The following is a 22565-nucleotide window of genomic DNA, read 5'->3' on the forward strand; positions in this document are numbered from 1 at the left end:
TGCTGACCGCTGCGCGACTTAACTGCCGCGACGGCGGATCACCCCCTCCTGCATGGTGCTCGCCACCAGCACCCCGTCACGGGTGAAGAACTGACCGCGTACCAGACCGCGACCGCTGCTGGCGCTCGGGCTGTCTACCACGTAGAGCAACCAGTCGTCGAAGCGGAAATCCCGGTGGAACCACATGGAGTGATCGATGGTGGCCACCTGCATATCCGGCTCCCAGTACGACACACCGTGGGGCTGCAGCGAGGTGAGCAGGAAGTTGAAGTCGGAGGCGTAGGCCAGCAGGTATTTGTGCACCCGCAGATCGTCCGGCATCTGACCGTTGGCCTTGAACCAGACGTGGCGCACCGGATCCTGCACCGTCGGCCGAATAGGGTCGACCAGGGTCACCGGACGCATCTCGATGGGCTGCTCGCAGAGGATCTTGTCGCGCAGAGAGGCCGGGATCAGGTTCTCGTAGGGGCGCACCAGCTCCAGCTCACTCTTGAGCTCCTCCGGCGGGGTGATGCCGGTCGGCATCTGCGCCTGATGCTCGAAACCATCGGCCGGCACCTGAAACGAGGCGTTGAGATAGAAGATGGGCTTGCCGCCCTGAATCGCCTTGACCCGGCGGGTGGAGACGGTCTGGCCGTCACGGATATTCTCCACGTCATAGACGATGGGACGGGTCACATCCCCCGGACGCAGGAAGTAGGAGTGAAAACTGTGAACCTGACGGCCGGTCTCGACCGTCTGCTTGGCGGCTGACAAGGCCTGCCCCATTACCTGTCCGCCAAACACGGCCCGCAGACCGAGATCCTGGCTCTGGCCCCGAAACAGGCCCTCCTCGATTTTTTCCAGCGCCAACAACGCCAGCAGCTCATCAAGTACCTTGCTCATTGTTCACTCCTCTATCAGAGCCGCACAGGCTAACAAGCTCACCGGAGCAGAGCAACCGCAGCGGCGAGTCTGCGGGCAAACAGACGACAGAAATTCCCCTCAATTTCTCACCAACCCCCCTTTTACCAGCCAGGGGGGTTGATACAAAAAGGCCCGCACCATCTGGTGCGGGCCTTTGCTTGGCCGACTGAGCACTTGAACAGCGTTCAGTACGCAACAGGCTATCGGCTTACTTGCTGCCGGTGCCGGAGTTGCGGGTAGAGGCTTGCGGCTTGCGACGGGCGGTGGTGGCGCGAGCGCGCGGCTCTTTGCCCTGCATCTCTTTGTGACGCTGCACGGCGCGACGGATCTGGGCGGCCTGCTTGTGACGGCTGGTTTTGCCATCTTGCTGCAGATCGACCTTGGATTCGGTCTCCGGCGGCAGGTTGACCAGACCGCGCAGGTAGTTCACTTCCGGCAGTTTCAGCTCTTGCCAGCCGCCGCGCGGGATGCCGCGGTCCAGCTTGACGTCACCGTAGCGGATACGCATCAGGCGGCTCACCTGCACTTCCTGGGATTCCCACAGGCGGCGCACTTCACGGTTGCGACCTTCGGTCAGGGTGACGTTGAACCACTGGTTCAGACCTTCACCGCCAGCCGGTTTGATCTTGTTGAACTTGGCGGTGCCATCTTCCAGCTGCACGCCCTTGCGCAGACGCTGCAGCATGGCTTCGGTGATTTCGCCAAAGACACGTACCGCGTATTCCCGCTCCACTTCGTGGCTCGGGTGCATCAGGCGGTTGGCCAGCTCACCATCGGTAGTGAACAGCAACAGACCGGAGGTGTTGACGTCGAGGCGGCCGACCGCAATCCAGCGGGCACCTTCCATCTTGGGCAGACGATCAAACACGGTGGGACGACCTTCCGGATCGTGACGGGTACACATCTCCCCTTCCGGCTTGTGGTAAGCCAGTACGCGGCAGATCACTTCCTCTGCGGCACGGGTCTTGACCTGGTGACCATCCACCCGGATCACGGCGTTCACTTCGACGCGATCCCCCAGTGTGGCGACCTTGCCATCCACACTGACCCGACCTGCGGTGATCAGGGCCTCCATCTCACGACGGGAGCCGTGACCCGCGCGGGCCAACACTTTTTGCAGTTTTTCACTCATCGGGGTTACCTGATTGTTGATCGCTGCCCACAGGTAATAGGGGCAACGGGGTTAACTGTAACAAACGCCGGTTAGAGCACTCGCCACAGTTGAAAAATGTATATCTCGGTGACATCGGCACGCTTGGGCGCAATTCACCGGGCATCGCTCTCCCCGTCCACCGCAGAGGGCAACAGGGGTTGCAGCTCCGGATCCAGCTCGGGGAGCTGCTCCAGACTCTGCAGATTAAAGTAATCCAGAAACTCTCTGGTAGTGGCGAGCAACTCGGGGCGACCGGCCACCTCTTTGTGGCCGATGCTGCGCACCCAGCCACGCTCTTTCAGGGTATTCACTATCTGGCTCGACACCGCCACCCCGCGGATCGCTTCTATCTCGGCCCGGGTGATGGGTTGGCGATAGGCGATCAGGGTCAGCGTCTCCATCACGGCGCGGGAATAACGCGGAGCCCGCTCGCTCCAGAGCCGCGAGAGCTCCTCGGCATACTCCTGACGCGCCTGAAAGCGCCACCCGGAGGCGACCTCTTTGAGCTCGACGCCCCGCGAGCTGTAATCTTGCCTGATCTCGGCCAACAGCAGCTGAACATAGCGACTGGTCACCGGATAATCCGCCAGCACGCTGCTTTTCAGTTCGCTGACATTGAGCGGGCGACCGGCCACAAACAGCGCAGCTTCGATCAGGGTCTTGAGTCGTTCAGTGGGCAGCGCCACGGTTGCCCTCCTCGCTCTGCTCGGCCAATGCGAAATGAATTGGGCCAAGGGGTTCAGCCTGCAGGATCCAGATCAGTTGCTCCTTGCACAGCTCCAGCAGGGCCAGAAACGTCACCAGTACCCCCATGCGCCCCTCTTCGGCGCGCAGCACCTGCTCAAGGCGCAGGGTCTGGCCCAACGTGAGCATGGCGAGGATCTCCGCCATGCGCACCCGGGTCGGGATCTGTTCGCGGCGGATCTGGTGATGTTCGAAATGAGTCGCGCGTTTTACCACACTTTGCATGTAAAGGGCGAGCTCAACCAGCGAAACATCGGGCGCCAGTGGCTTGAGGGCGCCAAAATCGGGGGGCAAGGCAGTGGCGATATAAATCTCCCGCTCTACCCGTGGCAGCTCATTGACCCTCTCCGCCCCTACCTTGTAACGCTCGTACTCCTGCAGGCGGCGAATAAGGGTCACCCGCGGGTCTTCTCCCTCCTCTTCATCCTCCAGCTCCGGCGCCTTGGGCAGCAGCAGGCGGGATTTTATCTCCGCGAGCCAGGCCGCCATCAGCAGATATTCGGCTGCCAGCTCAAGGTTGAGCCCCTGCATCAGCTCCACGTACTCCATGTACTGGGCGGTGATCTGCAGGATCGGCAGGTTGAGGATATCGAGCTGCTGACGCCGGATAAGGTAGAGCAGCAGATCCAGCGGCCCCTCGAAGGTATCGAGGAACACCTCCAGCGCATCGGGCGGGATGAACAGGTCCTGGGGCAGCTCGTGATAGGGCTGCCCCAGGACTTTCGCGATGGGTAGCGCGGCGCCATCCCCCGTCTCGGCGGAAGGAACTGTCACCGGTTCAGCGACATCACTCAAACGGAGTCGGGTCCCCGGCGCCGCGACGACGCAATACCGGCTCGTCGTCAGAGAAATCGACCACAGTGGTGGGCTGCTCACCCAGATAACCGCCGTTGACCACCAGATCGATCTGCTTGCCCAGCTTGTCGAAGATCTCTTCCGGGTCAAACTCGGCCATTTCGGAGTCCGGCAGGATCAATGTGGTGGAGAGCAGCGGCTCGCCGAGTGCTTCCAAGAGCGCCTGAGCTATCTTGTTGTCCGGCACCCGGATGCCGATGCTCTTCTTCTTCTCGTTCATCAGGCGGCGCGGCACCTCTTTGGTCGCCTTGAAGATGAAGGTGTAGGCGCCCGGGGTATTGTTCTTGATCAGGCGAAATGCGCTGTTGTCGACCTTGGCGTAGGTGGAGATCTCGGAGAGATCGCGGCACACCAGGGTGAAGTCGTGGTTGGCGTCGAGGCGACGGATGCGGCAGATGCGCTCCAGCGCGCCCTTGTCACCCATCTGGCAACCCAGCGCATAACCGGAGTCGGTCGGATAGACGATCACGCCGCCGTTCTGGATGATCTGTACCGCCTGACCGATCAGACGGGCCTGGGGGTTTTCCGGATGTACGTAAAAATGCTGACTCATAGCTTGTTCTCGCAATGGGGGCAGCAATACCTGCCCGCTCGTATGGTCACGGGTCAAAGACCCATGACACTACCTTAACCTGTTTGTGGCTGCTTCGCTGGCGCCGTTACCGACTCGCCAGCAGCTCGGCGTGTTGCTCGGTGGTGAGCCCAAAGTGACTTGGATAGGCCAGCCATACGGGCATCCCCTCTTTGGGCAGCCAGAGGTTGCGGCCCAGCTCGGTCCAGTTGGAGGGAAAGTGAAAATCCGATCCCACCGAGATATAGAGGTCGTGATCCTTGGCCCACTGGCCCAGATTGGCCCGCTCCTGCGGGCTCTGCTGGGGCAATGAGACCTCCATGGCATCGCCACCGGCCGCCTTGAAGGCCACCAGCAGCCGCTTGATCCACTTGGCGGTGAGATCGTAACGGCTGGGGTGGGCCAGCACCGCCAGCCCACCCGCGGCGTGAATGGCAGCGATGGCTTCGCTCATCTCGGGCCACTCGGCCGGGGCATAGCCTTTATTGCCACGGCTCAGGTACTTTTTGAATACCTTCTGCATATTGTCGGCCACCCCGCGTGCCACCAGCACCCGGGCAAAGTGGGCGCGGGTCACGGCGGCGTCACCGGCGAGCGCCTTGGCCTCTTCATAGGTGCCGGGGATGAGGCACTTATCCAGACGACGCCCGATTTCCAGCGCGCGCGCCTCGCGACGGGCCAGCTGACCGGCCAGAAAGTCGGTCAGCTGCGGATTTTTTTCATCCACCCCCAGCGCCACGATATGAATTTCGTGATGCTCCCAGCCGGTGGAGATCTCGACCCCGCTCACCAGTCGCAGCGGCAGTTGCTCGGCTTCGATGGTGCGGCGTACTTCATCAAGCCCGGAAAGGGTATCGTGGTCAGTAACCGCTAACACCTCGACCTGTTTTTCAGCTGCGCGGCGCACCAGTTCGGCTGGGCTCAGCACCCCGTCGGAGGCAGTGGTATGGCAGTGAAGATCGAATCTCATCAGGTTATTCCGCTCTCGTGGTCAGGTCACCATTCATGGCAAATCGGTGAAAGAAGGCTAAAAAGCGACTTGACTTGGCCGCGGCTTTATCGTTTTCTGTAGGCACTTCATTGCAAACATCTTTTTACAGGACTTTATCATGCAAACGACTTCCATCCTGACCATCTGGTGGTGGCACACTCCCTGACATGCGGGCGTGTGGTCGTTGCTGTACCTGTAATCTGACAGCAAATTAAGAACCCAAAGAAAAAGCCCGCTGACCCCAGCGGGCTTTTTTATTATCCGGCAAATGGACCTGTGATGAAACCGAGAATTCAGACAAGCAAGCTGACCTGGCGATGGCGCCCCTGAACCAGCCACCCCGGACCAATTAAATTTCTAAGGAATTCAACGTCATGAACATCGGTAACACGCATCACACGCAAGGGAACGCACTATGACAGCCACACATCGCCTTCCTCTGGGTGAATTCGATACCCTCAAGCTCAACGCCCCCTATGTGGCCGATCCGCTGGCGCTCTATACCCGCCTCTGTCAGGGCCGTCCCAACAACCTGCTGCTGGAATCGGTGGAGATCGACTCCAAGGCGGGCAAGCAGAGCCTGCTGCTGGTCGATGCCTGCCTGCGCATCGAGTGCCGTGGCCGCACCGTGCGGGTTCGCAGCCTGAACGACAACGGCGCCCAGTTGCAAAGCCTGCTAGCTGACCGTCTGCCTGCGGTGGTGGCTCGTTCGCTGGTAGATGGCGAATTGCAGCTCGACTTCCCGGCCTCCGATCGGGAGCAGGATGAAGATTCCCGCCTCAAGGGGAGCAGCGTGCTGGACGTACTGCGCACCCTGCAGCGGGAGCTTGATTGCCAGTTGGGTAAAGAAGCCCTGTTTATGGCGGGCAGCTTCGCCTACGACCTCATCGCCTCTTTTGAAGATCTGCCCGAAGTGCCACAGGGGAGCAACGACTGCCCCGACTATTGCTTCTACGTGGCCGAGACCCTGATCACCATCGACCATATCGAACGCACCACTCAACTGCTGGCCTGCATCTTTGGCGGCGACAGCGACGAAAGCCAGGTGGAAGACAGATACATCCGCCTGACCGAACGGCTCACCGACTTCAAACAGATTTGCCAGCAACCTCTAAGCGCCGAGCTGACCACCCAGCCCCTGACCGGTGGCATGAGCGTGGACAAGAGCGACAAACAGTTCTGCGCCGAGGTAGAGAAGCTCAAGGGCTTTATCCGCCGTGGCGACATCTTCCAGGTGGTGCCGTCCCGCTGCTTCTCCCTGCCCTGCCCCAGCCCCCTGGCCGCCTATCGCCGCCTCAAGCAGACCAACCCCAGCCCCTACATGTTCTACGTGCAGGATGAGGGCTTCACCCTGTTTGGCGCCTCCCCCGAGAGCGCGGTGAAATTCTGCGCCGCCAGCCGCGATGTGGAGATGTACCCCATCGCCGGTACCCGCCGCCGCGGTTTCAACCCGGATGGCAGCATCAACCGGGATCTCGACGGCCGCATCGAGCTGGAGCTGCGTCAGGACGAGAAAGAGGTGGCCGAGCACCTGATGCTGGTGGATCTGGGCCGCAACGACATCGCCCGCATCTCGGAACCGGGTACCCGTTACGTCAAGGAACTGCTGAAAGTGGATCGCTACAGCCACGTGATGCACCTGGTCTCAAAGGTTGTCGGTACCTTGCGCTCTGATCTTGACGCCCTGCACGCCTATCAGGCCTGCATGAACATGGGTACCCTGACCGGCGCCCCCAAGATCCGCGCCAGCGAGCTTATTCGCATGGTGGAAGGCAAGCGCCGCGGCAGCTACGGCGGCGCGGTCGGCTACATCAACGGCGCTGGCGAGATGGATACCTGCATCGTCATTCGCTCTGCTTTCGTGAAAGATGGCGTGGCCCATGTGCAGGCCGGTGCCGGGGTGGTCTATGACTCCAAACCCCAAGCCGAAGCGGACGAAACCCGCGCCAAGGCGGCCGCCGTGCTGGCCGCCATCGCCGCCAGCCATGGCACCTCCCTGCAAGCCCTGAGCGCCCAGCAGGAGCAACATAAGGACGTGAGCCAATGAGTACCGGATCAACAGCCACTAACATTTTCCTGCTCGATAACTTCGATTCATTTACCTACAACCTCGTCGACCAGTTCCGCTCCCTCGGCTATCCGGTGCGGATCTACCGCAACAGCCTGCCGGCCAGCCGCATCATGAGCGAAATTGCCGCCTGCGAAGGGGATGCCGTGCTGGTGCTCTCGCCGGGGCCGGGAGCCCCCCATGAGGCGGGTTGCCTGATTGACCTTATCAAGCTGGCCCGCGGTCAGGTGCCCATCCTCGGTATCTGTCTCGGCCATCAGGCCCTGTGCGAAGCCTACGGTGGCACCGTCGGCGCGGCGGGCGAGATCGTCCACGGCAAGCGGTCCCTGATTGAGCACAACGGCCACGGCGCCTTTGCCGGTCTGCCGAGCCCGCTACCGGTGGCCCGCTACCACTCGCTGGTCGCCACCTATGTACCGGAAGAGCTGACGGTGATTGCCCACTATCAGGGCATGCCCATGGCCATTGAGCAGCAGGATGAGCGGGTGCTGGGTTTCCAGTTCCATCCCGAATCCATCATGACCTCGGAAGGGGCCCGTTTGCTGACTCAGGCGCTCGCCCATATCACCCGCCCAGAAAGCAGCGTGCGTTAAGGTAAGGAGACCAACATGCATCAACATCTCAACACCCTCTATCAGGGTCAGTCTCTGAGCCGTGAAAGTACCCGCGACGCCTTCGGCCAGGTGGTACGTGGCGAAGTGGATCCCATCGTGCTCGCAAGCCTGCTGACCGCCCTCAAGATCAAGGGGGAAACCCCGGAGGAGATCGCCGGTGCCGCCGAGGCGCTGCTGGCAGAAGCGCGCGACTTCCCGCGTCCGGACTATGAATTTTGCGACATCGTCGGCACCGGTGGCGATGGTCTCAACACCATCAACGTCTCTACCACCTCGGCGCTGGTCGCCGCCGCCTGCGGCCTGAAAGTGGCCAAGCACGGCAACCGCTCGGTCTCGAGCAAGTCGGGTTCGAGCGATCTGCTGGACAAAATGGGCATCAAGCTCGACATGAGCCCGGCGCAGGCGCGCCGCTGTCTGGACGAGCTCGGCATCTGCTTCCTGTTCGCCCCCCAGTACCACGCCGGGGTGCGCCATGCCATGCCGGTGCGCCAAGCCCTCAAGACCCGCACCCTGTTCAACGTGCTGGGGCCGCTTATCAACCCCGCTCGCCCCACCTATCAGCTGATGGGGGTCTATGCCCCCGAGCTGGTGCGCCCCATCGCAGAAACCCTGCTGGCACTGGGGCTGAAAACCGGTATGGTGGTTCACGGCGCCGGGCTCGACGAGATTGCCATTCACGGCCCGACCCAGGTGGCCCAGATCCGTGACGGCGAGATCCGCGAGTTTCTGCTCACCCCGGCTGACTTTGGCCTCGAGACCTATCCGGTCAGCGCCATTCAGGGTGGTGAGCCTGAAGAGAACCGCGCCATCACCGCCGCCATTCTGGAAGGGCGTGGCACCCCGGCCCACAACGCCGCCATCGCAGCCAATGTGGCGCCACTGCTGCTGATGGCGGGCAAGGCGAAGGATCTCAAGAGCGCGGCGGCCGAGGGGCTGGCTGTGCTGGCAAGCGGCAAGGCAGCAGATCTGGCTGCTCGGCTCGCCACTTTGAGCCATCAGGAAGCGGGCCATCAGGAGGGATGATGTCAGCCACCACATTGCACAGCAGTCATTCAGAACGCCCACAGGGCAAGAGCCAGTTTCGCAAGGATAACGAGATGTCAGACCTTATTGCCCCCCATGCTTTTCTGAACATGGCCTCCATCAGCCAGACCATTCTCGGCAAGATCGTGGCGGCCAAGCAGGAGTGGGTCGCCGCCCGCAAACTGGCCCAGCCGCTGGAGAGCTTCCAGAGCGCGCTGACCCCCAGCGATCGGGATTTCGTCGGGGCGCTCAAGGCGGGCTCCACCCGCTTTATTCTGGAGTGCAAGAAGGCTTCCCCCTCCAAGGGCTTGATCCGCGACGATTTCAGCCCGGAGGCCATCGCCGACATCTATGGCAAATACGCCACCGCCATCTCGGTACTGACCGACGAGAAGTTCTTTCAGGGGGATTTCGCCTTCCTGCCGCGGGTGCGCAGCCGCGTCAGCCAGCCGGTACTCTGCAAGGATTTCATGATTGACCCCTATCAGGTCTATCTGGCCCGTCACTATCAGGCGGACGCCATTCTGCTGATGCTCTCCGTGCTCACCGACGAGGGCTATCGCGCCCTGTTTGCGGTCGCCAAGGAGCTGGGTCTTGGCGTGCTCACCGAGGTGAGCAACGAGGAGGAGCTGACCCGCGCCATCGCGCTGGGGGCTCCGGTGATTGGCATAAACAACCGGGATCTGCGCGACTTGAGCGTCGATCTCAACCGCACCAAACAGCTGGCTAAAGATATTCCGAGCGATCGGGTGGTGATCAGCGAATCCGGCATCAACCACCGCGCTCAGGTAGCGGATCTGCGCCACCACGCCAAGGGCTTTCTGGTGGGCTCATCCCTGATGGCCGAGCCGGATCTGGAAGCGGCTGTGCGCAAGCTGGTACTGGGTCAGAACAAGGTCTGCGGCCTGACCCGCGCCGAGGATGCCGCCGCCGCCCATCAGGCGGGCGCGGTGTTCGGGGGTCTTATCTTTGTGGCGAAAAGCCCGCGCTATGTGGACATCCCCGCCGCCCGCGCCGTGATGGCGGGCGCGCCGCTGTCCTACGTCGGGGTATTTCGCAATGCCCAGCCCGCCACCATCGCCAAGACGGTGGATGCACTGCATTTGGCGGCTGTCCAGCTGCACGGGGATGAGGATGCTGCCTATATCGAGGAACTGCGCCCACTGCTACCAACTGGCTGCCAGATCTGGAAAGCAGTAGGCGTCTCTCTCGGCAAAGAAAGCGGCGAACCGCTGCCTGCCCTCGACTATCCGGCCGATCGCCTGCTGCTGGATACCAAAGTAGGCAGCCAGAGCGGCGGCACCGGTCAGGCGTTCGACTGGGCCCTGCTGGCCACGCTCGACAAGAACAAGCTGATGCTGGCGGGCGGCCTTAATCCCGACAACGCCCTGCAAGCGGCACAAGTGGGCTGCCTCGGCCTTGATTTCAACTCCGGGGTAGAGAGTGCCCCGGGCCAGAAGGATGCGCACAAGCTGGCGGCTGCCTTCGGCGCACTGCGCAACCTGTAACGCAACCCTTTTTGATGTTTCGATTTAGCTAATACAAGGAAGAAGCCATGACCCTGCTCAACCCGTTTTTCGGCGAATTTGGCGGCATGTATGTGCCCCAAATCCTTATCCCGGCCCTGCTCCAGCTGGAGAAAGCCTTTGTCGATGCCAAGGATGACCCGGCCTTTATCGCCGAGTTTCAGTCGCTCTTGACCGAGTATGCCGGTCGCCCGACTCCGCTCACCCTGACCCGCAATCTGACCAAGGGCACCAAGACCCGCCTCTATCTGAAGCGTGAAGACCTGCTGCACGGCGGCGCCCACAAGACCAACCAGGTGCTGGGTCAGGCGCTGCTGGCCAAGCGGATGGGCAAGAGCGAGATCATCGCCGAGACCGGTGCCGGTCAGCACGGCGTGGCCACTGCGCTGGCCTGTGCCCTGCTCGGCCTCAAGTGCCGGGTCTATATGGGTGCCAAGGATTGCGAACGCCAGAAGCCCAACGTCTTTCGCATGAAGCTGATGGGCGCCACCGTCATTCCGGTGCACTCCGGCTCCAGCACCCTGAAAGATGCCTGCAACGAGGCGCTGCGCGACTGGGCTGCCAACTACGAGTCGGCCCACTACCTGCTCGGCACCGCCGCCGGCCCCCACCCCTTCCCCACTATCGTGCGGGAGTTCCAGAAGATGATCGGCGAAGAGGCCAAGGCCCAGTGTTTCGAGAAGGAGGAGCGACTGCCCGATGCGGTGATCGCCTGCGTCGGCGGTGGCTCGAACGCCATCGGCATGTTTGCCGACTTTATCGATGAGCCATCAGTGCGTCTCATCGGCGTCGAGCCGGGTGGTCACGGCATCGAGAGTGGCGAGCACGGCGCGCCGCTGGGTCACGGCAGCAAGGGAGTCTTCTTTGGCATGCACTCCTACCTGATGCAGGACAATCAGGGGCAAATTCAGGAGTCCTACTCCGTCTCGGCGGGGCTCGACTTCCCCTCCGTCGGCCCGCAGCACGCCCATCTGGCCGCCATCGGCCGCGCCGAGTACCCCTCGGTGACCGACAAGGAGGCGCTGGACGCCTTCCAGGAGCTGGCCAAATCCGAAGGCATTATCCCGGCGCTGGAGTCCTCCCACGCGCTGGCTCACGCCCTCAAAATGGCCCGCAGTGAACCGGAAAAAGAGCAGGTGCTGATCGTCAACCTCTCCGGCCGTGGCGACAAAGATATCTTCACCGTTGCCGACATCTTTGAAAAAGAAGGAACCTTGTCATGAACCGTTACGCACAACTCTTCTCCCGTCTGGACGCGGCCAATCAGGGCGCCTTTGTGCCGTTCGTGATGCTGGGTGACCCCACTCCTGAACTCTCTCTGGCCATCGTCGACGCGCTGGTCGCTGGGGGCGCCGATGCCCTCGAGCTCGGCATTCCCTTCTCCGATCCGGTGGCGGACGGCCCCACCATTCAGGGCGCCGCCCTGCGGGCCTTTGCCAGCCACACCACCCCGGACGACTGCTTCGAGCTGCTCGGCCGCATCCGCGCCAAGTACCCGCAGCTGCCCATTGGCCTGCTGGTCTACGCCAACCTGATCTATGTGCGCAAAATTGACGGCTTCTACGAGAAGTGCCAGCAGGCGGGCGTGGATTCGGTGCTGGTCGCCGACGTACCGGTGCAGATGTGCGCCCCTTACAAGGCGGCCGCCGACAAGTTCGGTATCGACAGCATCTTTATCGCCCCGCCCAATGGCGACGCCGAGACCCTGAAACAGGTGGCGGAGCTCGGCAATGGTTACACCTATCTGGTGAGCCGCGCCGGCGTCACCGGTGCCGAGACCAAGGCCGGCATGCCGGTTGAGGGGCTGATCAATACCCTGCGCGAGTTCAACGCCGCCCCCGCCCTGCTCGGCTTTGGCATCAGCGAGCCAGCTCAGGTGCGTGAAGCCATCGCAGCTGGCGCCGCCGGTGCCATCTCCGGATCCGCCGTGGTGAAGATCATCGAGACCCACCACCATAACCCGGAGCATATGCTGACCCGTCTGAAAGAGTTTGTAGAAGGGATGAAGGCGGCGACCCTGCGCTAAGCGTTCAGTCAAACGCCCCCCCATGACAAGCAAGGGAGCCCAAGCGGGCTCCCTTTGTTGTCCACCATCCCTGGTTGGAGCCACCCTTGTAGGTCTGATTAGCGAAGCGTAATCAGACGTTCGCGGAATTGATGCTGATGCTATGGCGCGGCTTCGCCACGCAGGACACGAGGGCGCAGCCCTCGATGGGGTTTCTCCCGCCTTTCGGGCCTGGGCGAGTGACTTTGGAAAGACCCGCTCTCTTTAACAAATAACACCAAAGGTCTTCTCCCCCGCTTATTCGCCTGACTGACGTCGGGTACCTTCGGCTCATCCTCTTGTCCAACGGCACGCGCCGATGGGCCTTTGGCCTCCGCCGTCCGTGGCTTCGCCCAAAGCCCGCTTCGCACATCCGTGTTCTCGCGCCAAATCGGGTCGAGCGGTGCTCGCCCTCTACCGATTTTGCCCATGGCCCAGCGCCGCTCGCTCGGCATCCTGCCTCGCGGCCTGGACAGGAGGACTCGCCACAGCGAATAAGAGGGGGATCAACACCGTGCCAACCCACTGCCCCGTCTAACAGCAGATATGCTCCCTCTCTCCTTGGGAGAGGGCTGGGGTGAAGGCATCTACGCATTCACTTCCTTCGGTATCAATTTCAGACCCTTCTTGAACCTGCTGTAGGGGTCTGTCCCTCCATCATCCTGCCCTGATGTGGTCGCTGGTTGTTGTAGTGCTCTAGGTAGCTGTTCAGATCTGTCTGCATCTGCTCTACCGACTCATACCAGGTCGCTCTCCCTTTGATGTGGAATTGTTCATCCAGCAGTGTGCGGTGCCGTCGCGCAACAAGCCAGTTAGTGCCGTGGCTTCCTACATCATAATCACTGCCATCTTTGTATTTATCTGGCCTATTATCTATCTTGTTATCAGGCTTTTTTTCAAAAATGCACAGTACAGGTGAGATATATCAACGGGTTCAGGTCTTAACCAAACTTTATGTTTTTACATCACAAAGGAGACTAGAAAATGGCATTTAGAATACTGTCTATTGATGGGGGCGGAATCAGAGGAATACTACCTGGCCAAATACTAATATCGCTTGAGGAAAAATTAAAAATCAAATCGCATAATACAAGCGCACGAATTGGAGACTATTTTGATTTGGTTGCTGGGACAAGCACAGGTGCAATTCTGAGTGCAGCATATGTTTGTCCCAATGAAAAAGGACGACCAAAGTATTCTGCTAAAGAGGCAGTAAGTTTTTACCTTGAAGATGGCGACGAAATATTCGATGTTAAATTTTGGCGTTCCATTGGCACATTAGGAGGAGCAAGCGACGAGAAATACTCTGCAAAAGAGCTTGAGAGAGTATTGATGGAAGCATTTGGAGAAACAAAGCTTAGTGAATTATTAAAACCAACTTGTTTTGTTTCCTATGACGTTGACAGACGAGAACCTAGGATTTTCAAACAACACACTGCCATAAAAAACCAAAAAGATTTTTTAGTGAGAGAGTTATTACGAGGCAGCACTGCAGCGCCAACATACTTCGAGGCGGCACGTATATATTCCATATCTCCGTTAAAACAAAAGTTTGTTCTAGTTGATGGTGGTGTGGTAGCAAACGACCCAGCTCTATGTGCTTATTCAGAAGCCGTCAACATGGGCGTCAGCGGTATTAAAGATATGATTATCCTTTCGATTGGCACAGGGAAAAAATTAAAAAGCTATTCATATTCAGACGTAAAAGACTGGGGGCCACTTGGTTGGGCAAAGCCAGTAATTGACATTGCACTTGAAGGCGGCCCACAAATGACAGAGTATTATTTGAAGCAAATTGCATCGACTGTACCAAATGCTAAATACTTTAGAATTCAGCCAGAACTGTATGGAGCTGATCCGGCGCTAGATAATGCAACAAGAGAGAATCTTGAGAGATTGAGGGATGCCGGTATTAGAAATTCAGAAGTGTTTGACAAACAATTAGACGAAATCGCTGATTTATTGGTAAGCATAGAAAGTTAACATTTAGAATATAACAAGGTGCTCAACTTAATGGGCTAAAGAACGCTGGGTATCCCCAATATTGGATCCTCTAATAAAATCCTATAGGTAAATTATATGTCAAAATATAAGCTAATGGTTGCAGCGCTTGCATTAACAAATTTAGCTAGTGCTAAAAATCTAGAAAATAAACTTCCTCAGATACAAATGCAGGATTTCAAACAATTAGAAGTTGGTGGGGCAAACCAAATTTTTAAGTTGCATAATTTTCAGGTGGACATTTCCAAATTGGATCTAAAAGTACCTAATCAATACACCGGGGACGACCGAACAAGAATTCTTTCATTATTATCAGAGCTCAAGCGGACATGTCCAGCATGTTCTACAGGAGTAACCATTGGCGGTGGACCTATTTTCGGTGGAAACACTGGCGGAACTGACACTCCACTGTTTACAATTGGGGGTGAAAGCATAGGTGGATTTATCTCTACAGTTACGATCACCAAAATTGAATACGATAAACTCATAAATAAGGCCGCTTTATATGACAGTATAATTACCGAAAACGGGGGGCAGCAATGAAACTTACAAAGCTTGTTATTACCATTCTTTGGTTCAGCATGGTTGCTGCAAATATAGTACGAGCTGAAGAGCTAAACCCATATGTTGAATACCGTACGAAAACTTACGATCTTCAGCTAGAATACTTGCAACGAATTACGCAACACCAAGCCGAAGTAATGCGTGATATGGAGCACAAACTAAAGCAGCAACAGTGGCAGACGAACGCCATTGCTATAATGGTATTTATTATGGTTTCAATGGGTCTCTTCCTAAGCTTCCTACAATTTAGAGAAGATGCAAAACAAGGTGGAAAATCTTCATTTAGCTTTAAAATAGGCGCCGGCAGCTTTGAAATCAACAGCTCTGTAATAGGGCTTGCAATTCTGGCAATGAGTTTCTGGTTTTTCCAAACATACATTGACAGGGTCTACAGCGTGGAGGTATTCACTGTCGCCCCTTTGGATGTAACTACGTTTGGTGTAAACAGATAAGTACGCAGTCCAACAAGCACTGAAAATTGGGACACCCACCTTTCTGAGCGAGACGTTACATCGCCAGAACCCAAAAGATGGGTGTCCAAGTTGTTATTCTTTTGCTCCGCCACGATATATCCCCCTTTACAATCCCACCACTACCTCTCCTTTCTCGACACCCGCCATCCCATCAATACCAGCATCAATACAACCCCCGGCAGCCAGACCCAGTAGAGCTCGGAGAGGATCACCGCCTCACCTCGGGCAGTGAGATAGGCCTCCAGCTTGAAGGGGGCGACCCGGATCACCTGCCAGGGGGCGAAGAAACGCTCGTCACGCCACGGCCAGAGCCAGCCAACCCCCTTGCCGCCGGTGGTGAGGGAATCGAGCAGGCTGTGGGAGAGCAGCGACACCAGCAGAAATGACCAGACGGTGGCGGCGCTGGCCCGAAATTGGCGGTGAAACAGCATGGCCAGTGTGGACAAGGCAAAGGCAAACAGCAGGGAGTGGGTAAAGCCGCGATGGCCAAAGACATGGCCGTAGGCGACCCCCAGTTTGAAGGCGAGCACATCGGCATCGGGCAGCATGGCGATGGCGACCCCAGCCAGCAGCAGGCGCGGCGGGATAATCCGGCTGCCAAGCCCCAGCCCAAGGCAGAGAGGGACAGCGGCGTGAGTGACTATGGTGGGCATAGGGTGAAGCTCCAACTGAAAACGTAAGCCTACCCTACCCCCGCTCGGTGAAGTGAAGGTGAAGTGCTCTGGAACATGGATCTTTAAAAGGAAATCAGAAAACCGGTCTGTGCAGGCAAGCCACTGCATGGCCACTCCCCAAAGGATGGCAGCTCCGGTATTGCATCCCTGTTCGATGATGAGCACAGCCAGACGGGGCCCCTCTCCGATCATCTCCCCGACATCCAATCAGCTCAGCGGCTACCCATAAAAAAACCACCGACCTGCAAAAGGTCGGTGGTTTTTTATCGGTGGTAGATAACGGGTAGCCGATACGAAGCGTTCGCTACCTCAACTTTCGCCCGGGAGCGAGCACTACTCTTCCTGCTCCTCCGCTTGTCTCTCCTCACCCCGAATCTGTTGCAGCTCATCGACTCGGGCTTGCCACTTCTCTTGGGCTTTTTTGCGTTCCTGAAGCTGGAACTCTTCGCGCATGGTGTCGATGTTAAGGTCAAGTGTTTCCATCAGAGTGTCTCCTTTGTATGACCGCTTAAAGACTGGCTGACGGCGCATTGGCCAACCTGCTCCCCTATTCAGACACCACACATCCCCCAAACGCCCAACTAAATAATCGATTGAATATGCAACATTCAATCTAAAAAACTATTCATTCTGCACGGTGACACACTGTAGCAGCTGCTGCCGCCCCGTTACGCGAAACACAACGAGGCCCACGTCCACCGAAACACACGGTGATAAAATGACCCGGTTTGGCGTAGTCCCATACTGGAGCCGCGCTCCTCGCCGAACCGGATTATCTGGCACAGCGCCGAAATGGCGTTAAGCAGTGCTACCAACATTTTCAATGGGCAGGCAGCGCAGTTGCCCAACCGGCGAAACCAATAAAAAGACCCCCTCTTGCCAAGCGGCAAGAGGGGGGTCTTCGTTTCTGCCGCAGACTAACCGGCTATTGCATCACACTATCAGGCCAGCGAGACAAAGATCCCGGCCAGGGTGGCGCTCATCAGGTTGGCCAAGGTCGCCGCCAACACCGCCTTGAAGCCCATACTGGCCACATCGTGACGGCGCTCCGGCGCCATGGTGCCGATGGAGCCAAGCTGCACCGCAATGGAGCCCAGATTGGCGAAACCGCACAGCGCGAAGGTGATGATGATCTGGGTATGGGCGCTCAGATCCGCCTTGATATTGGCAAAGTCCAGATAGGCGACAAACTCGTTCATGATCACCTTCTGACCAATCAGGGAGCCTGCCGCCATCATCTCGCTGGCAGGCACACCAATCAGCCAGGCCACAGGGGCAAACAGATAACCCAGCAGCTGCTGCAGGGAGAGATCGGCCCAGCCGAACCACTCGCCGACGGTGGTGAGACCGGCGTTGATCATGGTGATGACGCTGACGAAGGCCAGCAGTATGGTACCGATGGCCACGGCAATCTTCATGCCGCCCATAGCGCCGCCCGCCAGCGCGTCGATGGCGTTGCTGTAGTCGCTCTTGTCGAGGGTGATCTCGGTCTGATCGCTCACCTGTTGCTGCTCCGGCACCAGCAGTTTGGCCATCAGCAGGCCACCCGGCGCCGCCATAAAGGAGGCGGCGATGAGGTATTTCAAATCCACACCCAGACCGGCGTACCCCCCCAGCACCGAGCCCGCCACCGAGGCCATGCCGCAGGTCATCACCGCAAAGAGTTCGGAGCGGGTCATACCGGCGAGGAAGGGGCGAATAAGTAGCGGCGACTCCCCTTGCGACAGGAAGATATTGCCGGTGGCCACCAAGGATTCGGCGCGGCTGGTGCCGAGCAGACGGTGAATGGCGCCGCCCAGTACCCGGATCACCCACTGCATGATGCCGAAGTGGTAGAGCACGGCAATCAGCGCGCTGATAAAGATCACCAGCGGCAGTACCCGCACGGCGAAGATAAAGCCGTTGCTGGCCAGATCGCCAAACACGAAACGGATGCCGCTGTCGGCAAAGCCGAGCAGGGCGGAGACGCCATTGCTCATGGCACCGAGCATGATTTGTCCGGGGGGGAAATAGAGCACCAGGGCAGCAAAACCGGTTTGCAGGGCGAGCGCCCCCAGCACGGTTCGCCAGCGGATGGCTCGGCGGTTTTCACTCGCCAGCCAGGCGATAAACATCAGGGCCAGCATACCGACCAGACTCAATAACAGTGTCATCTTGCACCTATGAAGAGAGGAGTTTCATATGGCAAGTCTGCAGACAGGCGTCGCGGGCGATCCGGCGGGAGAAGTGCCGACCCACGCGACACGCAGACCACAAACCTACAGGTTAGTGGCGGGTCCCATCCTGGGGTCATTCACGTTCCGGGTGACAGCATGTATCGGGTGACGCCAGCGCCGTCGCAGGGGGAGATGCGGCCGGGTGGCAGGTCGGGCGGCGATGGTACAGTGATCATCGTCGCAGAAAAAGCGGTAAAACGATTGGCCGGAATAACTTTTTCAACTTGTTCACACAACGAAACAGGGCCAGCGTGACGCTGGCCCTGTTTCAATCCGTACTTGAGTACTCAGATGATTACTTGAGGCGCTTGCCGCTCGCATCCACCACCTGCTCGCCATCCTCCTTGGCGAAGGCCCCTTTTTGCTGATCGAGCAATATATCGAGCACCACTTCCGACGGACGGCACAGTTTGGTGCCAAGCGGCGTAACGACGATGGGGCGGTTGATGAGGATGGGGTGAGCCAGCATGGCATCGATCAGTTCATCATCGCTGAAACGATCTTCCGCCAGACCGAGCGCCTCGTAGGGTGGAACGTTCTTGCGCAGCAGATCGCGCACCGGCATGTCCATGGCGGCGATCAGCGCCACCAGCTGGTCACGGGAGGGGGGCGTCTCCAGATAGTGGATGACAGTGGGCTCGACGCCGCTGTTGCGGATCAGCTCCAGGGTGTTACGGGAGGTACCACATTCCGGGTTGTGATAGATGGTGATTGCACTCATTTGCGTGTCTCTCATTAATGAAGTGAATAGAAAATGGATAGCATCTAGTTCGCGGCCAGCTGTTAGCGGCCATCAGTTAACGGCTCAGCCCCGCTTCGTACCAGGGTTTGCTGGCGTTAACCACCCGCACCACCAGCAGCATGACCGGCACCTCGATCAGCACCCCGACCACGGTGGCGAGCGCCGCGCCGGAGTGAAAGCCGAACAGGCTGATGGCGGCGGCCACCGCTAGCTCGAAAAAGTTGGAGGCGCCGATCAGGGCGGAAGGACAGGCAACCGAGTGCTTCTCCCCCACCTTGCGGTTGAGCCAGTAAGCCAGCCCTGAGTTGAACAGCACCTGGATCAGGATCGGCACCGCCAAGAGGGCGATAACCAGCGGCTGCTCAATGATGGCATTGCCCTGAAAGGCAAACAGCAGCACCAGAGTGAGCAGCAGGGCCGCCACCGACCAGGGCTGGATGCGGGTCATGACGCCGTCAAAATGGGCCTCTCCCTTTTTCAGCAAAGCCTTGCGCAGCAGCTGGGCGATGATGACCGGAATGACGATATAGAGCACCACTGAGGTAAGCAGGGTATCCCACGGCACTATGATGCTGGAGACCCCGAGCAGCAGCGCCACCAGAGGGGCGAAGGCAAACACCATGATGAGGTCGTTCACCGCCACCTGCGACAGGGTGAAGTAGGGATCGCCGTTGGTAAGGCGACTCCAGACAAACACCATGGCGGTGCAGGGGGCCGCCGCCAGCAGGATCAGCCCCGCCACATAGCTGTCGAGTTGATCTGCCGGCAGCCAGTCGGCAAACAGCACGCGGATAAAGAGCCAGCCGAGGAAGGCCATGGAGAAGGGTTTGACCAGCCAGTTGATAAAGAGGGTGACCCCAATTCCCTTCATATGGCCCTTCACCTGATGCAGGGCACCAAAGTCGATCTTGAGCAGCATGGGGATGATCATCACCCAAATCAGCAGCCCCACCGGCAGGTTGACCTTGGCCACCTCCATGGCGCCGATCGCCTTGAAGAGATCCGGTAATCCCTGCCCGAGGCCAATCCCCACCAGAATGCAGAGAGCGACCCAGGCCGTCAGATAACGTTCAAAAAAGCCGATGGCAGGCATGGCCTTGGCATCACATGTTGCAGACATCACAGCTCCCGATGCGGCGCAATTCCGCATCTCCTATTGATTCAAAAAGGTTCAAAACACGGATTTATAACCAGTAACGGCATATTCAAACCGCCCCGGCACGAGCTGGGGCGGCGACTCAATGGTGCTGGCAGAGACGGCGCAGGGCATCGGGCCCCACCGGCTCCTCGGCAAGCAGCGGCACCACGGCGTAGCGGCTGGCATGTTGCTGCTCGACCGCCTCGATATGGGGCAACTGGCGCTCGGCCCGCAGTTGCAGCAGCGGTGAGCTGACCGCGACTTGCTGCAAGCTGTGGTTGATGAGCCAGCCCCAGGGCTCGATGCCCGCGCGGCGCAGATCGGATTGCAGATTGGCTGCCTCCTGTACCGGCGTCGGCTCGGGCAGGGTCACAATCAACACCTTGGTCTGTTTGGGATCCTGCAACTGCATCATGGGGGTGGTGAAGTGCAGCCCCTTGTTTCCCATCTGGCGGGCGATCTCCCTGTGGTAGGCGCCGGTGGCGTCGAGCAGCAGCAGGGTGTGGCCGGTGGGGGCAGTATCCATCACTACGAAGCGCTTGCCCGCCTCGCGAATAATGCGCGAGAAGGCCTGAAACACGGCGATCTCCTCGGTACAGGGGGAGCGCAAGTCCTCCTCCAGCAACGCCCGCCCCTGCTCGTCCAAGGCCGCCCCCTTGGTGGCCAGCACCTGGGCGCGGTAACGCTCGGTCTCGGCGTGGGGGTCGATGCGGCTCACCTCCAGATGGGGCAAGCTACCTGCCAGCGTCTCGCTCAGGTGTGCGGCAGGATCCGAGGTGGTGAGGTGCACCGCCAAACCGCGGCTCGCCAGCTCCACCGCCACGGCGGCAGCCAGGGTGGTTTTGCCCACCCCGCCCTTGCCCATCAGCATGATAAGGCCGTGACCGTCGGCGGCCAGCTCGTCCACCAGCGAACTCAACTCGGGCTGGGCTTGCTTGACAGTGGACTGTGCGGTCGATAATTGAGCGGCTCTTCCCTCTGATTGCAGCAACAGCCGCAAACTGTCGAGCCCTACCAGATTGGTGGCCAGCAGCGGGATATGATCCTGCGCCAGCCCCTTTATCCCTTGCGGCATCTGGGCGAGAGCCTGTTGCTCGCGCTGCCAGAGCGCCATTGCCAGCGGATCTCCGGCAATGGCGCCTTCGGGGAAGAGGCCATTGATCACCAACTGCTGATTCAGCAAGCCGATGGCAGCCAGCTCATCGTGGGTGCGAGCCACTTCCCGCAGAGTGGATTGCTGGGCCCGCGCCACCAGCACCAACCGGGTGCGAGCGGCATCGGCCAGCGCGGCGACCGCCTCGCCATACTGGCTGCGCTGTTTCTCCAACCCCGCCAGCGGGCCAAGGCAGGAGGCATCCCCCTTGCCCTGCTCCAGAAATTCGCTCCAGGCGCCCGGCAGTTGCAGCAGCCGGATGGTGTGGCCGGTTGGGGCCGTATCAAAGACGATGTGGTCATACTCCGCCAGCAGAGTTTGGTCGGTCAGCAACGCGGTGAATTCGTCAAAAGCGGCGATCTCGGTGGTGCAGGCGCCGGAGAGCTGCTCCTCGATGCTGCGCACCACGCTCTCGGGCAACTTGCCGCGCACCGGCCCGACGATCCGCTCCCGATAGGCTTTGGCCGCCGCGGGGGGGTCTATCTCCAGCGCCGACAAACCGGGCACAGCGGCGATGGCGGTAACGCGATTGCCGATCTCGGTGGCAAACACCTGCCCCACGTTGGAGGCAGGATCTGTGCTCACCAGCAGCACCCGCTTGCCAATATCACACAGCGCCACCGCACTGGCGCAGGCCAGCGAGGTCTTGCCCACCCCGCCCTTGCCGGTGAAGAAGAGAAACGGCAGTGGATTGGTCAGAAAATGGTACATAGCCTCTCCTGAATGGTGCGTCACGACTCAGCAGCAACCGCTGCCAGAGCAGCAGCCGCCCTTGACGATCCCCTTGATGGCCGCTTGTGGCGCAGGCAGCCCGGCATAACGGGCCAGCTCGCTGCGGCTCGGATAACGACCGGTCAACACCACCTGCCCCTCTACCAGCACCAGCGGCAACCCCTCCTCCCCGGCGTGGGTCAGAAAAGCGCTGACGGCAGGTGTCTCGGCAAACTGCAGCGGCTGCTGGGCCAGATTGAAACGCTCGATGGCCACCCCCTGCTCTTTGGCCCAGGCAAGGTCGGCTGCGAAGGTGACCAGTACCTGATCAACCTCGGTGCCACAAACTCCGCTGGAGCAGCAGAGGGCAGGATCAAAAATCTGAATGGAGGACATGG

Annotated in this window: 22 protein-coding genes and 1 pseudogene; 9 read left to right on the top strand and 14 right to left on the bottom strand. The window is 59.3% G+C overall.

What is annotated here, in order from left to right; genetic code table 11:
* Window positions 1-18: 18 nt before the first annotated feature.
* The 6 genes from tesB to rnm all read right to left on the bottom strand — a co-directional run bounded on the left by tesB (window position 19) and on the right by rnm (window position 5199).
* A complete protein-coding gene (tesB, locus tag G5137_RS03845) occupies window positions 19-885 on the bottom strand; it encodes an acyl-CoA thioesterase II (RefSeq protein WP_005338122.1) in 867 nt (288 codons plus the stop codon).
* Window positions 886-1114: 229 nt separating this feature from the next.
* Window positions 1115-2038, bottom strand: a complete 924-nt coding sequence (gene rluB, locus G5137_RS03850; protein WP_005347347.1) for a 23S rRNA pseudouridine(2605) synthase RluB — start codon at window positions 2036-2038, stop codon at window positions 1115-1117.
* 134 nt (window positions 2039-2172) lie between these two features.
* Window positions 2173-2745 (bottom strand): SMC-Scp complex subunit ScpB, encoded by a 573-nt coding sequence (gene scpB, locus G5137_RS03855; RefSeq protein WP_005350230.1) that lies wholly within the window; start codon window positions 2743-2745, stop codon window positions 2173-2175.
* The gene (locus G5137_RS03860) at window positions 2729-3598 is read right to left on the bottom strand and encodes a segregation and condensation protein A (RefSeq protein ID WP_199251931.1); all 870 of its coding nucleotides are present in this window, start codon (window positions 3596-3598) and stop codon (window positions 2729-2731) included. Before G5137_RS03860 ends, scpB begins: the two co-directional genes overlap by 17 nt.
* A complete protein-coding gene (locus G5137_RS03865; RefSeq protein ID WP_005338129.1) occupies window positions 3591-4211 on the bottom strand; it encodes an L-threonylcarbamoyladenylate synthase in 621 nt (206 codons plus the stop codon). Before G5137_RS03865 ends, G5137_RS03860 begins: the two co-directional genes overlap by 8 nt.
* A gap of 106 nt (window positions 4212-4317) precedes the next feature.
* Window positions 4318-5199, bottom strand: a complete 882-nt coding sequence (gene rnm, locus G5137_RS03870) for an RNase RNM (RefSeq protein ID WP_421254954.1) — start codon at window positions 5197-5199, stop codon at window positions 4318-4320.
* 436 nt (window positions 5200-5635) lie between these two features.
* Between rnm and G5137_RS03875 the strand changes: the two genes are divergently transcribed.
* The 6 genes from G5137_RS03875 to trpA are packed head-to-tail and all read left to right on the top strand — an operon-like array spanning window position 5636 to window position 12477.
* Window positions 5636-7267, top strand: a complete 1632-nt coding sequence (locus G5137_RS03875; RefSeq protein ID WP_421254955.1) for an anthranilate synthase component 1 — start codon at window positions 5636-5638, stop codon at window positions 7265-7267.
* Complete coding sequence (locus G5137_RS03880) at window positions 7264-7881, top strand: aminodeoxychorismate/anthranilate synthase component II (RefSeq protein ID WP_013723977.1); 618 nt, start codon at window positions 7264-7266, stop codon at window positions 7879-7881. Before G5137_RS03875 ends, G5137_RS03880 begins: the two co-directional genes overlap by 4 nt.
* Before the next feature lie 15 nt (window positions 7882-7896).
* Window positions 7897-8925 (top strand): anthranilate phosphoribosyltransferase, encoded by a 1029-nt coding sequence (gene trpD, locus G5137_RS03885; protein WP_421254956.1) that lies wholly within the window; start codon window positions 7897-7899, stop codon window positions 8923-8925.
* Window positions 8925-10433 (top strand): bifunctional indole-3-glycerol-phosphate synthase TrpC/phosphoribosylanthranilate isomerase TrpF, encoded by a 1509-nt coding sequence (gene trpCF, locus G5137_RS03890; RefSeq protein ID WP_421254957.1) that lies wholly within the window; start codon window positions 8925-8927, stop codon window positions 10431-10433. The genes trpD and trpCF overlap by 1 nt, the downstream gene beginning before the upstream one ends.
* Window positions 10434-10480: 47 nt before the next feature.
* Window positions 10481-11674 carry a tryptophan synthase subunit beta gene (gene trpB, locus G5137_RS03895; protein ID WP_005347359.1) on the top strand — a complete coding sequence of 398 codons (1194 nt, stop codon included), beginning with the start codon at window positions 10481-10483 and terminating at the stop codon, window positions 11672-11674.
* Window positions 11671-12477, top strand: coding sequence for a tryptophan synthase subunit alpha (gene trpA, locus G5137_RS03900; protein ID WP_421254958.1), 807 nt, complete (start codon window positions 11671-11673; stop codon window positions 12475-12477). Before trpB ends, trpA begins: the two co-directional genes overlap by 4 nt.
* A gap of 605 nt (window positions 12478-13082) precedes the next feature.
* On the opposite strand, the pseudogene G5137_RS03905 reads toward trpA, so the two are convergent.
* Window positions 13083-13294, bottom strand: a pseudogene (locus G5137_RS03905) (IS481 family transposase); the annotation flags it as partial.
* A 185-nt stretch (window positions 13295-13479) separates the two neighbouring features.
* Between G5137_RS03905 and G5137_RS03910 the strand changes: the two are divergent.
* From G5137_RS03910 to G5137_RS03920, 3 genes are all read left to right on the top strand, one after another.
* Complete coding sequence (locus tag G5137_RS03910; RefSeq protein WP_421204041.1) at window positions 13480-14478, top strand: patatin-like phospholipase family protein; 999 nt, start codon at window positions 13480-13482, stop codon at window positions 14476-14478.
* A gap of 96 nt (window positions 14479-14574) precedes the next feature.
* Window positions 14575-15039 (top strand): hypothetical protein, encoded by a 465-nt coding sequence (locus G5137_RS03915; RefSeq protein ID WP_266134206.1) that lies wholly within the window; start codon window positions 14575-14577, stop codon window positions 15037-15039.
* Window positions 15036-15512 (top strand): hypothetical protein, encoded by a 477-nt coding sequence (locus tag G5137_RS03920; protein ID WP_421254959.1) that lies wholly within the window; start codon window positions 15036-15038, stop codon window positions 15510-15512. The genes G5137_RS03915 and G5137_RS03920 overlap by 4 nt, the downstream gene beginning before the upstream one ends.
* A 140-nt stretch (window positions 15513-15652) precedes the next feature.
* Here the strand turns inward: G5137_RS03920 and G5137_RS03925 are convergent, their stop codons facing one another.
* The 7 genes from G5137_RS03925 to arsD all read right to left on the bottom strand — a co-directional run bounded on the left by G5137_RS03925 (window position 15653) and on the right by arsD (window position 22563).
* Complete coding sequence (locus G5137_RS03925) at window positions 15653-16186, bottom strand: metal-dependent hydrolase (protein WP_421254960.1); 534 nt, start codon at window positions 16184-16186, stop codon at window positions 15653-15655.
* A gap of 354 nt (window positions 16187-16540) precedes the next feature.
* Window positions 16541-16690, bottom strand: a complete 150-nt coding sequence (locus G5137_RS03930; protein ID WP_288727526.1) for a hypothetical protein — start codon at window positions 16688-16690, stop codon at window positions 16541-16543.
* Window positions 16691-17148: 458 nt separating this feature from the next.
* Window positions 17149-18360 (bottom strand): NupC/NupG family nucleoside CNT transporter, encoded by a 1212-nt coding sequence (locus tag G5137_RS03935; protein ID WP_421254961.1) that lies wholly within the window; start codon window positions 18358-18360, stop codon window positions 17149-17151.
* A gap of 358 nt (window positions 18361-18718) precedes the next feature.
* Window positions 18719-19144, bottom strand: coding sequence for a glutaredoxin-dependent arsenate reductase (gene arsC, locus G5137_RS03940; protein ID WP_421254962.1), 426 nt, complete (start codon window positions 19142-19144; stop codon window positions 18719-18721).
* 76 nt (window positions 19145-19220) lie between these two features.
* Window positions 19221-20285: an ACR3 family arsenite efflux transporter gene (arsB, locus tag G5137_RS03945; protein ID WP_421254963.1), complete on the bottom strand. Its 1065-nt coding sequence runs from the start codon at window positions 20283-20285 to the stop codon at window positions 19221-19223.
* Window positions 20286-20403: 118 nt separating this feature from the next.
* Complete coding sequence (arsA, locus tag G5137_RS03950; protein WP_421254964.1) at window positions 20404-22167, bottom strand: arsenical pump-driving ATPase; 1764 nt, start codon at window positions 22165-22167, stop codon at window positions 20404-20406.
* Window positions 22168-22194: 27 nt separating this feature from the next.
* Window positions 22195-22563 carry an arsenite efflux transporter metallochaperone ArsD gene (arsD, locus tag G5137_RS03955; protein WP_421254965.1) on the bottom strand — a complete coding sequence of 123 codons (369 nt, stop codon included), beginning with the start codon at window positions 22561-22563 and terminating at the stop codon, window positions 22195-22197.
* Window positions 22564-22565 lie beyond the last annotated feature (2 nt).

Origin of the sequence: Aeromonas sp. 600282 (assembly GCF_049175755.1) — a bacterium.
Taxonomy (GTDB): Bacteria; Pseudomonadota; Gammaproteobacteria; order Enterobacterales; family Aeromonadaceae; genus Aeromonas; species Aeromonas veronii_A.